Source organism: Methylobacterium sp. E-012 (assembly GCF_057836545.1).
This window is the reverse complement of record NZ_JBYQEY010000001.1, coordinates 4,475,192-4,487,699: the sequence shown is the minus strand read 5'-3', so window position 1 is coordinate 4,487,699 and position 12,508 is coordinate 4,475,192. Positions and strand designations below refer to the sequence as shown.

11 protein-coding genes are annotated in these 12,508 nt (G+C 71.3%); 8 read left to right on the top strand and 3 right to left on the bottom strand.

Annotation, left to right across the window (positions count from 1 at the left end; translation table 11 throughout):
- Positions 1–10: 10 nt before the first annotated feature.
- Positions 11–1,270 (bottom strand): ABC transporter substrate-binding protein, encoded by a 1,260-nt coding sequence (locus tag AC3IF1_RS21480; protein ID WP_489219248.1) that lies wholly within the window; start codon positions 1,268–1,270, stop codon positions 11–13.
- 359 nt (positions 1,271–1,629) lie between these two features.
- Here AC3IF1_RS21480 and AC3IF1_RS21475 point away from each other — a divergent pair, with 359 nt between their 5' ends.
- The 7 genes from AC3IF1_RS21475 (at position 1,630) to AC3IF1_RS21445 (ending at position 8,580) form a co-directional block, all read left to right on the top strand.
- Positions 1,630–2,655, top strand: coding sequence for a cyclase family protein (locus tag AC3IF1_RS21475; RefSeq protein WP_489219247.1), 1,026 nt, complete (start codon positions 1,630–1,632; stop codon positions 2,653–2,655).
- Between the two features lie 364 nt (positions 2,656–3,019).
- Positions 3,020–3,970 (top strand): 3-hydroxyacyl-CoA dehydrogenase family protein, encoded by a 951-nt coding sequence (locus tag AC3IF1_RS21470; protein ID WP_489219246.1) that lies wholly within the window; start codon positions 3,020–3,022, stop codon positions 3,968–3,970.
- Positions 3,967–4,725 (top strand): SDR family NAD(P)-dependent oxidoreductase, encoded by a 759-nt coding sequence (locus AC3IF1_RS21465; protein WP_489219245.1) that lies wholly within the window; start codon positions 3,967–3,969, stop codon positions 4,723–4,725. The genes AC3IF1_RS21470 and AC3IF1_RS21465 overlap by 4 nt, the downstream gene beginning before the upstream one ends.
- A 17-nt stretch (positions 4,726–4,742) precedes the next feature.
- A complete protein-coding gene (locus AC3IF1_RS21460) occupies positions 4,743–5,627 on the top strand; it encodes a beta-keto acid cleavage family enzyme (protein ID WP_489219244.1) in 885 nt (294 codons plus the stop codon).
- A gap of 367 nt (positions 5,628–5,994) precedes the next feature.
- Positions 5,995–6,312 (top strand): hypothetical protein, encoded by a 318-nt coding sequence (locus AC3IF1_RS21455; RefSeq protein ID WP_489219243.1) that lies wholly within the window; start codon positions 5,995–5,997, stop codon positions 6,310–6,312.
- Positions 6,313–6,675: 363 nt separating this feature from the next.
- On the top strand, positions 6,676–7,038 hold the full coding sequence (locus tag AC3IF1_RS21450; RefSeq protein ID WP_489219242.1) for a hypothetical protein: 363 nt from the start codon (positions 6,676–6,678) through the stop codon (positions 7,036–7,038).
- Between the two features lie 312 nt (positions 7,039–7,350).
- Positions 7,351–8,580, top strand: coding sequence for an ABC transporter substrate-binding protein (locus AC3IF1_RS21445; RefSeq protein ID WP_243964811.1), 1,230 nt, complete (start codon positions 7,351–7,353; stop codon positions 8,578–8,580).
- Positions 8,581–8,870: 290 nt separating this feature from the next.
- Here AC3IF1_RS21445 and AC3IF1_RS21440 read toward each other — a convergent pair whose 3' ends face one another.
- Entirely contained in the window at positions 8,871–9,743 is an 873-nt protein-coding gene (locus AC3IF1_RS21440; RefSeq protein ID WP_243964812.1) for an aldo/keto reductase family oxidoreductase, read from the bottom strand.
- 92 nt (positions 9,744–9,835) lie between these two features.
- Here AC3IF1_RS21440 and AC3IF1_RS21435 point away from each other — a divergent pair, with 92 nt between their 5' ends.
- The gene (locus tag AC3IF1_RS21435) at positions 9,836–10,765 is read left to right on the top strand and encodes a LysR family transcriptional regulator (protein ID WP_489219240.1); all 930 of its coding nucleotides are present in this window, start codon (positions 9,836–9,838) and stop codon (positions 10,763–10,765) included.
- On the opposite strand, the gene AC3IF1_RS21430 is transcribed toward AC3IF1_RS21435, so the two are convergent.
- Positions 10,719–12,506, bottom strand: coding sequence for a methanol/ethanol family PQQ-dependent dehydrogenase (locus AC3IF1_RS21430; RefSeq protein WP_489219239.1), 1,788 nt, complete (start codon positions 12,504–12,506; stop codon positions 10,719–10,721). The two genes, AC3IF1_RS21435 and AC3IF1_RS21430, sit on opposite strands and share 47 nt — an antisense overlap.
- Positions 12,507–12,508 lie beyond the last annotated feature (2 nt).

The window sequence follows — 12,508 nt, the reverse complement described above, 5'->3', positions numbered from 1 at the left end:
CCCGTCCGCACTACTGCACCGCCGGCTTGACCGCGGGGGGCAGGATCAGGGTCCCGTTGGCGGCCGCCGTCGGCCAGATCGCGACCTGCTTGCCGTTCTGCCACTGGCCGAGCACGCCGGTCATCAGGCCGGGCCCGTACTTGATCGAGTGCGTGAAGGACTCGTCCCTGCCGTAGAAGGCGATGTGGCCGACGGTGCCGACCCAGTCGGTCTTCTCCAGGGCCTCGATCAGCGTGTCGGCCTCGGTGGACCCGGCCCGCCGGACCGCGTCCGCCACATAGTAGGTCGCGTCGTAGGCCATGTAGCCCGCGTAGGAAGGCGCGCCGCCGAAGCGCTTGGTGAAAGCCTCGGTGAACGGGATGGTTTTGTCGGTGAGCGCCATCCCGGGGAGCGCGACGCTGCCGAACAGCACGCTCTGGCTGGCCCCGTTGGTGTTGGCCCAGAAGGTCGAGGCGGTGGCCTGCCCGCTGATGCCGGTCATGGCGATCGGCACCTGCTGGTTCTGCCACTGCACGGTCGGCTGCACCCCGACATGGGCGATGCCGGTGACGATCAGGTCCGGCTTGGCCGCCTCGATCTTGTTGTAGATCGGCGTGAAGTCGCCCGTGTCCGGCGAGAAGCGGACGTGCTCCACCACCTTCAATCCGCTCTGCGGCAGGCATTCCTCGAAACCGGCGTCGAGCGGGCGGGTCCAGGCCGCGTCCTCGCTCATGATGGCCACCGTCTTGGCCTTGAGCTTCTCGACCAGCACCTCCTTGGCCGAATCGCAGATCCCCTGCGCCAGGGCGTGCGAGGTCAGGTAGCCGTGGAAGGTGTACTTGTTGCGCGCATAGTCCTTGTGGACGTTGACGCTGATCTCGTTCGACGCGGCCCCGGGGGTGATCATCGGGGTCTTGAGCCGGGCGGCCCAGGGCATCAGCGCCAGCACCACCTCGGAGACGTAGCTGGCGATGACGAGGTTGACCTTGTCCTCGGAGACCGCCCGCTGGAAGGCGCGCACCGCGTCGGAGGCGGAACTCTTGTCGTCGTAGGTCACGACCTGGATCTGCCGGCCGGCGACCCCGCCCTTGGCGTTGATCTCGTCGGCGGCGAGTTGCACGGCCTGCGGGATCGAGGCCCCGGCGACCGATTGCGCCTCGGCGATCACGCCGATCCGGATCGGGTCGGCCGCCCGCGCCGGGCCGGCGAGCATCGAGCCCGCCGCCAGCAGCGCGGGTAGCATGCGCCGGATCTGGACGCGCCGGGCGACGGGGCGCGCGGTCTCGGACATCGGCATTTCCTCTCTGGGCGCCCGCATTTTTTATTCGCGGGCTTGGGTCGACTGTAGCCGGCGCCCGACGGATCACAAGGGCCGGCCGGCGCGGGACGGGTGACGTTTCCCGCGAGTCGTTCGCGCCGCGTCGGCGGCGCCGCTGCGGCGGGGGTTTCACGAGGGGGTTTCACGAGGGCCGCCCTGTCCGCCCGCGGGGCTTCCGAGTCCGGCCCTCCCGGCCTAGGTTCGTGCCCGGCCCGACGCGAAGCGGGACCGACGGCCTCGAAGAAGGGCGACGGACAGGTGAGGAACGCACGCTTGGCCGCGCCCGGGACCGTCCCGCGCCGCGGCGCCCGGCCCTGCCGGGGACGACGCCCATGAGTCTGCGCTGGACCCGCCGGCCCGAGGGCTCGACCTGGGGGGATTTCGGCCCCGACGACGAGCGCGGGCGCCTCAACCTCCTCACCCCCGAGAAGGTGCTGCAGGGCGTCGCCGAGGTGCGGGAGGGCCTGACCTTCTGCCTCAGCCTGCCGCTGGACCTGCCGGGCGGCAACGTCCTGAACCCGCGCCGGCACCCGCCGCAGATCACCCCGACCCGGCGCGCCAACGGCCGGCCCAACATGAACTTCCCGGTCTGCGAGGAGGTCGAGGGTGCCACCGACGTGATCTGCGACGACCGGGCGCTCATCCACCTGCAATACTCGACGCAGTGGGATTCGCTCGCCCATGTCGGGTCGCTGTTCGACGCGGACGGCACCGGCGCGGGCCCGACCTTCTACAACGGCTTCCGCGGCGGCCGCGACATCGTCGGGCCGGAGCGCGCCGAGGCGGCGGACCAGCCGTCGCGGGCGAAGCACCTCGGGATCGAGCGCCTCGCCGAGGCCGGCATGCAGGGCCGGGCGGTGATGATCGACCTGCGCGCCCATCTCGGCGACGCCAAGACCAAGGTCGGCTACGCCCAGCTCGCCCGGATCCTGGAGGCCGACGGCGTCGTGGTCGAGCCCGGCGACATGGTCTGCCTGCACACGGGCTTCGCCGAGCGGTTGATCGCCATGGGCGGCAATCCGGACCCGAAACTGGTCCACACCCTCTGCGCCGGGCTCGACGGGCGGGACCCGGCGCTCCTCGACTGGATCACCCGCACCGGCCTGTGCGCGCTGATCGCCGACAACTACGCGGTCGAGGCCTATCCGGCCGGGCCCGGACCCGCCTGCTGCGCGACGCTGCCGCTCCACGAGCACTGCCTGTTCAAGCTCGGGGTCAATCTCGGCGAGCTCTGGCACCTGACGCCGCTCGCCGCGTGGCTGCGCGCGCACGGCCGCAATCGGTTCCTGCTGACGGCCCCGCCCCTGCGCCTGCCCGGCGCGGTCGGCTCGCCGACGACGCCGATCGCCACGGTGTGAGGGTGGGTGAGATGGAAGCTCTTGCGTCGCAAGCCATGAACGCACGGTCGCAAACGCGTCTCCCTCCCCCCTCTGCGGGGGAGGGTGGCCCCTGCGTCAGCAGGGGTCGGGTCGGGACGAAGTCCCGCAAGGGGGGAACCCGGGTTCAGAAAAGGGCGCGACTGGCCGGACGGATACAGCCTTATTCTGCAGCGTCGCTCCCCTCTCCCGACCCCCTTCGGGGGCCACCCTCCCCCGCAGAGGGGGGAGGGAGGGTGCGTGCCGGGACAGGTCCGATAAGCTTTCGACGTAACCGATCACGCGAGCGCCGCGCTGTCAGTCGGCCCGCGACCCGGATCGACATTCCACAGAGAAGGCCCGCCGCATGACCGAGATCGCGATCGTCGGGGGCGGCCTGATGGGGCACGGCATCGCCCTGGTGCTGGCGCTCCACGGGCATGCCGTGCGGATCACCGACACGCAGCCCGAGACCCGCGCGCGGGTGCCCGCCCTCATGGAATCGGCGCTCGCGACCCTGCAGGAGGCGGGCGCCGCCCCGGAGGGCTGGGATGCCGACAGGCTGGCACGCACCGTCCGGGTCGAGGCGGAGCTGGAACCCGCGGTGGCGGGGGCCGGCCTCGTGATCGAGGCGATCACCGAGAACCCGCAGGCCAAGCGTGCGCTGTTCACCGAGCTCGACCGGCTCTGCCCGGCGGACACGATCCTCGCCAGCAACACCAGCTACCTCGACGTCTTCCCGCTGATCCCGGAAGGCCGGCAGGGGCGGGCGCTGATCCTGCACTGGTACACGCCGCCCTACATCGTCGACCTCGTCGACGTGGTGCCCGGCCCCGGCACTGACCCGGCGGTCGTCGCCGCGATGGCCGATCTGGTGCGCGGGCTGGGCCAGGTCCCGATCGTGCTGAAGCGCTTCATCCCCGGCTACGTCGCCAACCGGATCCAGCAGGCGATCAGCGCCGAGGTCTTCCGGCTCCTCGACGAGGGCGTCGCCGCGCCGAGGGACATCGACGACGCGATCATCCATGGCCTCAGCCTGCGCATCCCGATCCTCGGCCACCTCGCCAAGGCGGACTTCACCGGGCTGGAGCTGACTCAGCGGGCGCTCGCCAACGCCAGCTACGCGCCGCCGCCGCCGCGCACCCGCTCGGAGACCCTGGACGCCCTCTGCGCCGAAGGCCGGACCGGGGTGATGGCGGGGCGCGGCTATTTCGACTGGGGCGGGCGCCCCCCGGAGGAGCTGTTCCGCGAGCGCGACCGCAAGCTCCTGGCGCTCAAAGCCGCGATGGCCGGGATCGGCCGGATGGAGGGAACATGATCGGGGCGGATCTGACCGGACGGCACGTCCTCGTCACCGGAGCCTCGTCGGGCATCGGGCTCGCGACGGTGGCGCACTTCGCGCGCAACGGCGCGACGGTCGCGCTGAACCACCTGCCCGACGATCCCCGCGGCCCCGCCGAGGCCGCCCGGCTGGCCGGGGAGGGGCTTTCGGTGATCGCCCTGCCCGGGGACGTCTCGGCGCCGGGCGCGGCCGAGGCGATGGTGGCGGACGGCATCGACAGGCTCGGCGGCCTCGACGTGCTGGTCAACAACGCCGGCACGGCCGGCACCACCACGCCCATCGCCTTCGAGGACCTCGACGCGATGACCGAAGACTTCTGGCAGACCATCCTGGCGACCAACCTGCTCGGGCCGTATCGCTGTGCGCGGGCGGCGGCGGCGGCCCTCAGGAAGAATCGGGGCGCCATCGTCAACACCGCCTCGGTCGCCGGGCTCGGGCGGCGCGGCTCGTCGATCGCCTACTCGGCCAGCAAGGCCGGGCTGATCAACCTCACCCGCAGCCTTGCCCGGGCGCTGGCGCCGGAGGTGCGGGTCAACGCGGTCGCCCCGGGCCTCGTCGCCACCCCCTGGACCGACCCATGGCCGGAGGCCCGCAAGGCCGCGACGGTGCAGCACACGATGCTCCGCCGCATGGCCCGGCCGGAGGACATCGCCGAGACCATCTTCTTCCTCGCCGCGGGCGCCGCCTACATCACCGGCGAGACCCTCACGGTCGACGGCGGGGCGATGTGAGATCCGGGGAGGACAGCATGTCGAGCACCACCGTCATCACCTGCGCCCTCACGGGCTCCTTCGACACGCCGAGGAAGAACCCGGCCGTGCCGGTGAGCCCGGAGGCCATCGCCCGGTCCGCCCTGGAGGCCGCCGACGCGGGGGCCGCGGTGGTCCACATCCATGTCCGCGATCCCGAGACCGGCGCCCCCAGCATGGAGCTCGCCCATTACCGCGCGGTGGTGGAGCGGATCCGCGAGAAGAACGAGGCCGTGATCCTCAACCTGACCACGGGGGCGGGGGGCCGGTTCGTGCCGGGCGATCCGGATCCGGCCCTGGCCGGCCCGGGCACGACCTTCGTGGGCCCGGAGGCCCGCACCCGGCACGTGGCGGCTCTGCGGCCGGAGATCTGCACCCTCGACATCGCCACGATGAATTTCGGCGAGCACCTGTTCCTCAACACCCCGGCCCACCTGCGCGCCATGGCGGCCCAGATCCGGGAGGCGGGCGTGAAGCCGGAGATCGAGGTGTTCGACCTCGGCCAGATCGAGCTGGCCCGGCACCTGATCGCCGAGGGGCATCTGGCGCGCCCGCCCCTGTTCCAGATCTGCCTCGGCATCCCCTGGGGGGCACCGGCCACCCCCGAGGCGCTGGTGGCGATGCGGGCCCGCCTGCCGGAGGACGCGATCTGGTCGGCCTTCGGGATCGGCCGGCAGGAATACCCGATGCTCGCGGTCGCGGCCGGCATGGGCGGCAACGTCCGGGTCGGTCTGGAGGACAACCTGTACCTGTCCCGGGGCCGGCTCGCGCCGAGCAACGCGGCCCTGGTGGAGAAGGCGGTGAGCCTGCTCGCCCATATCGACCGCGAACCGGCCACACCCGATCAGGCCCGGGCGATCTTCGGTCTGGCGCCGCGGGCGTGACGGGTTCGGGCCCTGGATGCAAGGCCGGCTAACTCCGCGCCGGCCCGACCGCATACCGTCGGCGCGCCGGCAAACCTCTCCTGTGAAGCTCCGGGCGCGGGTGAGCGGCGGATTGCCTGCGGCGCACTCGAACGACGCGCGCGTCCCTCCGCCCCGTAAAGAAGGGTTCGCCCGCGTGTACGAGAGCCCGAGGGGCGGCGGCCATGGCAGCGGGAACGCGTCACGGGTGGGCTGCGGTGGGTAGGGACGGCCGCTCAACTGCCCGTCTCTCGATCACGAGACCGCTAGCTGTCGCGACCGTGAGGCACACGGGTCAGCGCATGATGTAAGAACAGTTCTAAAGTTGCTGCGGGCGAACCTCCCTGCCATGACCGATTCGTTCTGCGATCCGAAGGACGTGGCGCTGGCCGCGCTCACCAACATGATCCGGCTGATGGGCGCCGAGTTGGTCGCCGGGCGCCACCGCGACGACCTCGGCCTCTTCATGCGGGCCGTGCAGGACAGACTCGCCGCCAGTCCAACACCAGCCTGCTCCCCCGACGTCGCCGAAGCCGGCCTCCAAGTGGCAGCGCGCTGCATCGAGCAGGCGCTCGTTCAGGTCCGGGCTCAGGCGCAGGCTGCACGGGCGGGCGATCCTGGGGCGGGCGATCCTGAGCAGGATGGCGCGGCGCCGATCCTGCACTGATCTCACCCACCCGGTAACCGATCACCCGCAGGGGTGAGGGGACGCAATCGTAGGGTGTGGCACCGCTACCCTAGGCAAGCGGCACAGTCTCTGCGTAGTCTGACCCTCGGACGCGGAGAGATGCCGTGCGACCCCATGCTGTCTGCGCGATCATCGTAGCTCTGGCGCTCGGCGGCTGCCTCGGCCCGCAATCGAACCCCGTCGTTACAGGCAGCTTGCGGTCAACCGCGGGGGCGGGCGGGATCGTGAGCCGATCGGACGAACCGGTGCGCGCCTTGGCCGACGCGGTCACCACGTGCCTGGACCGTGGAATACCGGCGCGGAGCCCGGCCTTCCGGCGTTGCGTGACCGAGGCGCAGCGGAATGCGGTTCCGCGCGCAGACGCGACGGAACGGGTCACAGCGCTTCGGTGAGGCGAGCCGGGCGCTCGTGGATGCGGCCCGGTATGCGGTTCATCGGTATTGCCGCCACGCGCGCTCGTCCCATGTCCAAGCCATGGACAGTGCCTTTCAGATCGTCGCGATCACGGATCGACCGGGCGCCAACGGTGAGCCGGAGGCGCAGGTCTTCGCGGCGCGAGCCCGGACGGCGGACGAGGCGCTCGCGCTGGCGCGAGAACAGCTGAGTCCCGCGTGGACGATCAGCGTCACGCCCGGCTTCCTGTACGCGCCCGTGGTGGTCGAAGGGCATGGCATCGGCGAGAACGAGATCACCCGGATGTGGTGAGAACCGCCGCGCCGGCCCTCCGGTGGCCGAACACCCCCGCACCCTGCCGCGGGGCGCAGGCGCCGGTCACGCGTCAACGCGCACGTCGAATCGCCCTGTCGACCGAGCGGATCACCGGTTCCAGTCCGATCGGCTGGGACCAAACGCGCGCGATTCCGGGGGTGGAGCGGCGGTCATCAGACCGGCCACTGACGGATCGACCGCATCCTCACCCGCTGCAGTATCCGGTCCGAGCGCTCACGGATAAGCTGCCTACGGGCGAGTCCCGAGCGGCGAACAACGCCGCGGGGTGTGACATCCAGGGAGAGAGACATGACGGTCCGCCACCGCGTCGCGGGACTGCTGGGACTCGTGTGCGCGCTCGGCGCCGGCGCAGCGCCGGCGGCCGACCTCGTGCCGGTGAAGATCGGCGTGCTGAACGACCGCTCGGGCGTCTATTTCGACTCCACCGGCGAGGGCTCGGTGGTGGCCGCCCGCATGGCGGTCGAGGACTTCAAGCCGGAGACCCAGGGCCTGAAGGTCGAGGTCGTGGCCGCCGACCACCAGAACAAGCCCGATGTCGGCGCCTCGATCACCCGGCAATGGTACGACCGCGACGGCGTCGACGCGGTGTTCGACGTGCCGACCTCCTCGGTGGCGCTCGCCATCGCGCAGATCACCAAGGAGAAGAACAAGGCCTTCATCAACTCGGGCGGCGGCACCGCCGATCTCACCGGCCCGGCCTGCACGCCGAACACCGTGCACTGGACCTACGACACCGCGGCGCTGGCCAACGGCACCGGCAAGGCGATGCTCAAGCGCGGCGGCAAGACCTGGTACTTCATCACCGCCGATTACGCCTTCGGCCTCGCCCTGGAGCGCGACACCAAGGCGGTGGTGCAGGCGAACGGCGGCACGGTCGTGGGCGGCGTGCGCACGCCCTTCCCGAACCCGGACTTCTCCTCGTTCCTGCTCCAGGCTCAAGGATCCGGCGCCCAGGTGATCGGGCTGGCCGATGCCGGGCTCGACGCCGCCAACGCCATCAAGCAGGCGCACGAGTTCGGCGTTCGCCAGGGCGGCCAGAAACTCGCCGCCCTGCTGATCGCCATCACCGACATCCATTCGCTCGGCCTGGAGGTCGCCCAGGGGCTCGACTTCACCGCCTCGTTCTACTGGGACCTCAACGACGGCACCCGCGCCTTCGCGGAGCGGTTCGAGAAACGGATGCCCGGCAAGAAGCCGACCTCCTATCAAGCCGGCGTCTACGCCAGCACGCTGCACTATCTGAAGGCGGTGGCGGCCCTGCACTCGGCCAAGGACGGCGCCGCCGTGGTCGCCAAGATGAAGGCGATCCCCACCGACGATCCGCTGTTCGGCCAGGGCACGATCCGGCCGGACGGGCGCAAGATCCACCCGATGTACCTGTTCGAGGCCAAGACACCCGCCGAGTCGAAGGGCGAGTGGGACCTCTACAAGGTGCTGGAGACGATCCCGGCCGAGCAGGCGTTCCGGCCGATGAGCGAGGGCGGGTGCCCGATGCTGGCCACCATGACGGCGAAGTAGGGCTTTCTCAAAGCGCGTGCCGCGTGCTCTCCCTCCCCCCTCTGTGGGGGAGGGTGGCCCTCGCGTCAGCGAGGGTCGGGAGAGGGGAACCCGGGTTCAAGAAAGAACACGGCCCTCACACAGCACAGAGCTACGTTCTGCACCGTCGCTCCCCTCTCCCGACCCGCTTCGCGGGCCACCCTCCCCCGCAGAGGGGGGAGGGAGAGCAGCGGAGCCGTTCGTTTCTGTTCCGAAGGAGATGTGCGGACACCGTAGCTCGCGAGGGGAGAAGGAAGGCGCCAGGTGAGGCCTCATTGGGCTCCCCCGATCCGATCCAGAGCCGCCAGCGCCTCCTCCGGCAGGCGAAGCTCCGCCGCCGCGAGGTTCTCGCGCAGGTGGCCGAGGGAGGACGTCCCCGGGATCAGCAGGATGTTGTGCGACCGGCGCAGCAGCCACGCCAGCGCCACCTGCATCGGCGTCGCCCCGAGCCCGGCCGCCACCGCCGACAGGGTGTCCGACTGGAGCGGGCTGAATCCGCCCAGCGGGAAGAACGGCACGTAGGCGATGCCGGACGCGGCGAGGTCGGCGATGAAGGCGTCGTCGCCCCGGTGGGCGAGGTTGTACTGGTTCTGCACGCAGGCGATCCCGGTGATCCGGCGCCCCTCGGCGACCTGCCGGGGCGTGGCGTTGCTCAAGCCGATCCGGCGGATCAGGCCCTGCCGTTGCAGATCCGCCAGCACTGTCAGCGGCGCCTCGATCGGACCCTCCGCGGGGCCGTGGGCGTCGAACATCAACCGCAGGTTGACCACGTCGAGGGCGTCCACGCCGAGGTTACGCAGGTTGTCGTGGATCGCCCGGGTCAGCTCCTCGGCCGAGAAGGCCGGGTTCCACGAGGCATCGGGCCCGCGCCGGGCGCCGACCTTGGTGACGATCACGAGCCCGTCCGGATAGGGGTGGAGCGCCTCGCGGATGATCTGGTTGGTGACGTGCGGCCCGTAGAAGTCGCTCGTGTCGATATGGTCGACGCCCCGCGCCACGGCCTCGCGCAGCACCGCGACCGCGGCTGCCCGGTCCTTCGGCGGTCCGAACACGCCGGGCCCGGCGAGCTGCATGGCCCCGTATCCGAGGCGCCTCACGGTGCGGTCGCCGATCTGGAACGTGCCGGCCTGCGCGATGTCGGTCATGGCGAATCTCCTGTTGGCGCCTTGGATGTAGCCGGCCTGGATCGATGGCATAACCGGGGACAATCGGGACGGGCTGTTCGGAATTTCGAACGATGACGACGGATCTGGCTGACCTGACCGCCTTCGTGCGCGTGGCGCGGGCGGGGGGCTTTCGCGAGGGCGCCCGCGCCGGGGGCGGCAGCGCGTCGGGGCTCAGCGAGGCGGTGCGCCGGCTCGAGGCGGGACTCGGCGTGCGCCTCCTGAACCGGACCACCCGCAGCGTCGCCCCCACGGAGGCCGGCGCGCGCCTGCTCGAACGGCTCGGCCCGGCGCTCGCGGAGGTGGACTCCGCCCTCGACGTGGTGAACGGGTTCCGCGACCGGCCGGCCGGGACGCTGCGGCTGAACGTGCCGCTGAGCGCGGCCCGGCTGGTCCTGCCGGCGCTCGTGCCGCCCTTCCTGGCGGCCTATCCCGAGATCCGCCTGGAGGTGGTCGCCGAGGACGGGTTCGTGGACGTGCTGGCGGCGGGCTGCGATGCCGGCATCCGCTACGATGAGCGGCTGGAGCAGGACATGATCGCGGTGCCGATCGGGCCGCGGCGGCAGCGTTTCGCCACGGCGGCGGCGCCGGCCTATCTCGACCGGCGCGGCCGGCCGGCGCATCCGCGCGATCTCCTCGCCCATGCCTGCCTGCTCGGCCGGTTCCCGAGCGGCGCCCTGACGGCACCCTGGGAGTTCGAGCGCGACGGCGCCGTCGTCCGCGTGGACCCGTCCGGGCCGCTGATCGTGCGGGTCGGCGCCAGCGACCTCGCCGTGGCGGCGGCCGTCGCGGGGACCGGGATCATCCACCTGTTCGAGGGCTGGCTCCGCCCGCAGCTCGACAGCGGCGCCCTGGAGCCGGTGCTGGAACCCTGGTGGCAGGAATTTTCCGGCCCGTTCCTCTACTATCCGGGGCGGCGGCACCTGCCGGCGCCGCTGCGCGCCTTCGTGGACTTCGTCACCGCGCGGCCGGCGGCCCCGGATCCGGCAATTCGAACACCGTGAGCTGCCCGCCCGGGGCCGTGTACTGCGACAGGGCCGCGTAGCCGCCCACCGCCCCCGATCCGTCTGCGGGATCGGTGAGCCCGGCCGCGAGCCCGATCCCGGCCCAGCCGCCGATACCGGAGAGCACCGCCACGTATTGCCGGCCGCCATGCAGGTAGGTGGTGACGTTGCCCACGATCCCGGACGGCGTCTTGAACCGGTAGAGTTCGCGCCCGTCCCGGGCGTCGACCGCCTTCAGGTAGCCTTCCAGCGTGCCGTAGAACACGAGGTTGCCCGCGGTGGCGAGGGCCCCCGACCAGACCGAGAAGGGCTCCGGGATCGACCACGCGATCGTCCCCCGGGCGCCGTCCCAGGCGATGAAGGCGCCGGTCCGGTCGGTGCCCTCCGGCGGATGCAGGGTCAGGGTCGCGCCGACATAGGGCTGGCCCGGCGTGTAGGTGACCCGGAACGCCTCGTAATCCATGCACATGTGGTTGGTCGGCACGTAGAACAGCCGCGTCAGCGGAGAGTAGGCCGCAGGCTGCTGGTTCTTGGCGCCGAGTGCCCCGGGGCAGATGTTCTTGGTGACCTCCTCCTCGTCGGCCTCGCCGGGGGCGTAGCGTTTGTCGACGACCGGCCGGCCATATGACGGGGCGGCGGGATCCATCTCGATCCGGCTGGCCCAGTTGACGCTCGGGTCGAATTTTTCCGCCACGAGGAGCTCGCCGGTGGCGCGGTCCAGGGTGTAGCCGAAGCCGTTCCGGTCGAAATGGGTCAGCACCCTGCGCGGACGCCCGCCGATCGCCTGCTCGGTGAGGATCATCTCGTTGACGCCGTCATAGTCCCATTGGTCGTGGGGCGTCATCTGGTAGACCCAGCGGGCCATTCCGGTATCGGCGTCGCGGGCGATGATCGCCATGGACCACCGGTTGTCGCCCGGGCGCTGGGCCGGGTTCCAGGTCGCGGGATTGCCGGTGCCGTAATAGACGAGGTTCAGATCCGGGTCGTAGGAGAACCAGCCCCAGCTGCAGGCGCCGCCGATCCGCCACTGGTCGCCCTCCCAGCTCTTCAGGGAAGAATCCCGGCCGATCGGTCGCCCGAGTTCCGTGGTTTTCTCCGGATCGACCAGCATGTCGGCATCCGGCCCGGTGGCGTAGGCGCGCCAGAGACGCTTGCCCGTCGCCTGGTCGTACGCGGTGACGTGGCAGCGGGCGCCGTACTCGCCTCCCGCCAGGCCGACGATGAGCTTGCCGTGGACCGGCAGGACCGTGGCTGTGTTGGTCTCGCCCCGGGCCGGATCGCCGTTCTTCACCGACCACAGCACCCGGCCGGTCTCCGGGTCGAGGGCCACCACGGTGGTGTCGGCCTGCTGCAGGAACAGGCGCCCGTCCGCGTAGGCGAGCCCGCGGGAGACCGTGTCGCAGCACATCACGGCGATCACGCCCGCATCCTGCCGGGGGGCGTAGCGCCACAGGATTTTTCCGCCCTGGTCGAGATCGAGGGCGTAGACCGTGTTGGGAAACGGCGTATGCACGACCATCACGTGCCCGATCACGATCGGCGCGCCCTCGTGCCCGCGCAGGACTCCGGTGGAGAAGGTCCAGGCGACCTTGAGGCGGCCGACATTGCCGGCGTCGATCCGGTCGAGGTCGGAATAGCGGGTGTTGGCGTAGTCGAGGGTCTGCAGGACGGGCGCGTCGGCGGCCGCCGCGGCGCCGGCGAGGCAGGCGAGCGGCAGGGCCGCGACGATGGAAGCGCGCATCC

Coding starts and splice junctions, on each gene's coding strand:
- AC3IF1_RS21440 (WP_243964812.1), bottom strand. CDS start 9,743: ATGACCGACATCGCGCAGGCCGGCACGTTCCAGATCGGCGACCGCACC.
- AC3IF1_RS21430 (WP_489219239.1), bottom strand. CDS start 12,506: ATGCGCGCTTCCATCGTCGCGGCCCTGCCGCTCGCCTGCCTCGCCGGC.
- AC3IF1_RS21445 (WP_243964811.1), top strand. CDS start 7,351: ATGACGGTCCGCCACCGCGTCGCGGGACTGCTGGGACTCGTGTGCGCG.
- AC3IF1_RS21475 (WP_489219247.1), top strand. CDS start 1,630: ATGAGTCTGCGCTGGACCCGCCGGCCCGAGGGCTCGACCTGGGGGGAT.
- AC3IF1_RS21465 (WP_489219245.1), top strand. CDS start 3,967: ATGATCGGGGCGGATCTGACCGGACGGCACGTCCTCGTCACCGGAGCC.
- AC3IF1_RS21480 (WP_489219248.1), bottom strand. CDS start 1,270: ATGTCCGAGACCGCGCGCCCCGTCGCCCGGCGCGTCCAGATCCGGCGC.
- AC3IF1_RS21470 (WP_489219246.1), top strand. CDS start 3,020: ATGACCGAGATCGCGATCGTCGGGGGCGGCCTGATGGGGCACGGCATC.
- AC3IF1_RS21455 (WP_489219243.1), top strand. CDS start 5,995: ATGACCGATTCGTTCTGCGATCCGAAGGACGTGGCGCTGGCCGCGCTC.
- AC3IF1_RS21435 (WP_489219240.1), top strand. CDS start 9,836: ATGACGACGGATCTGGCTGACCTGACCGCCTTCGTGCGCGTGGCGCGG.
- AC3IF1_RS21450 (WP_489219242.1), top strand. CDS start 6,676: ATGCGGTTCCGCGCGCAGACGCGACGGAACGGGTCACAGCGCTTCGGT.
- AC3IF1_RS21460 (WP_489219244.1), top strand. CDS start 4,743: ATGTCGAGCACCACCGTCATCACCTGCGCCCTCACGGGCTCCTTCGAC.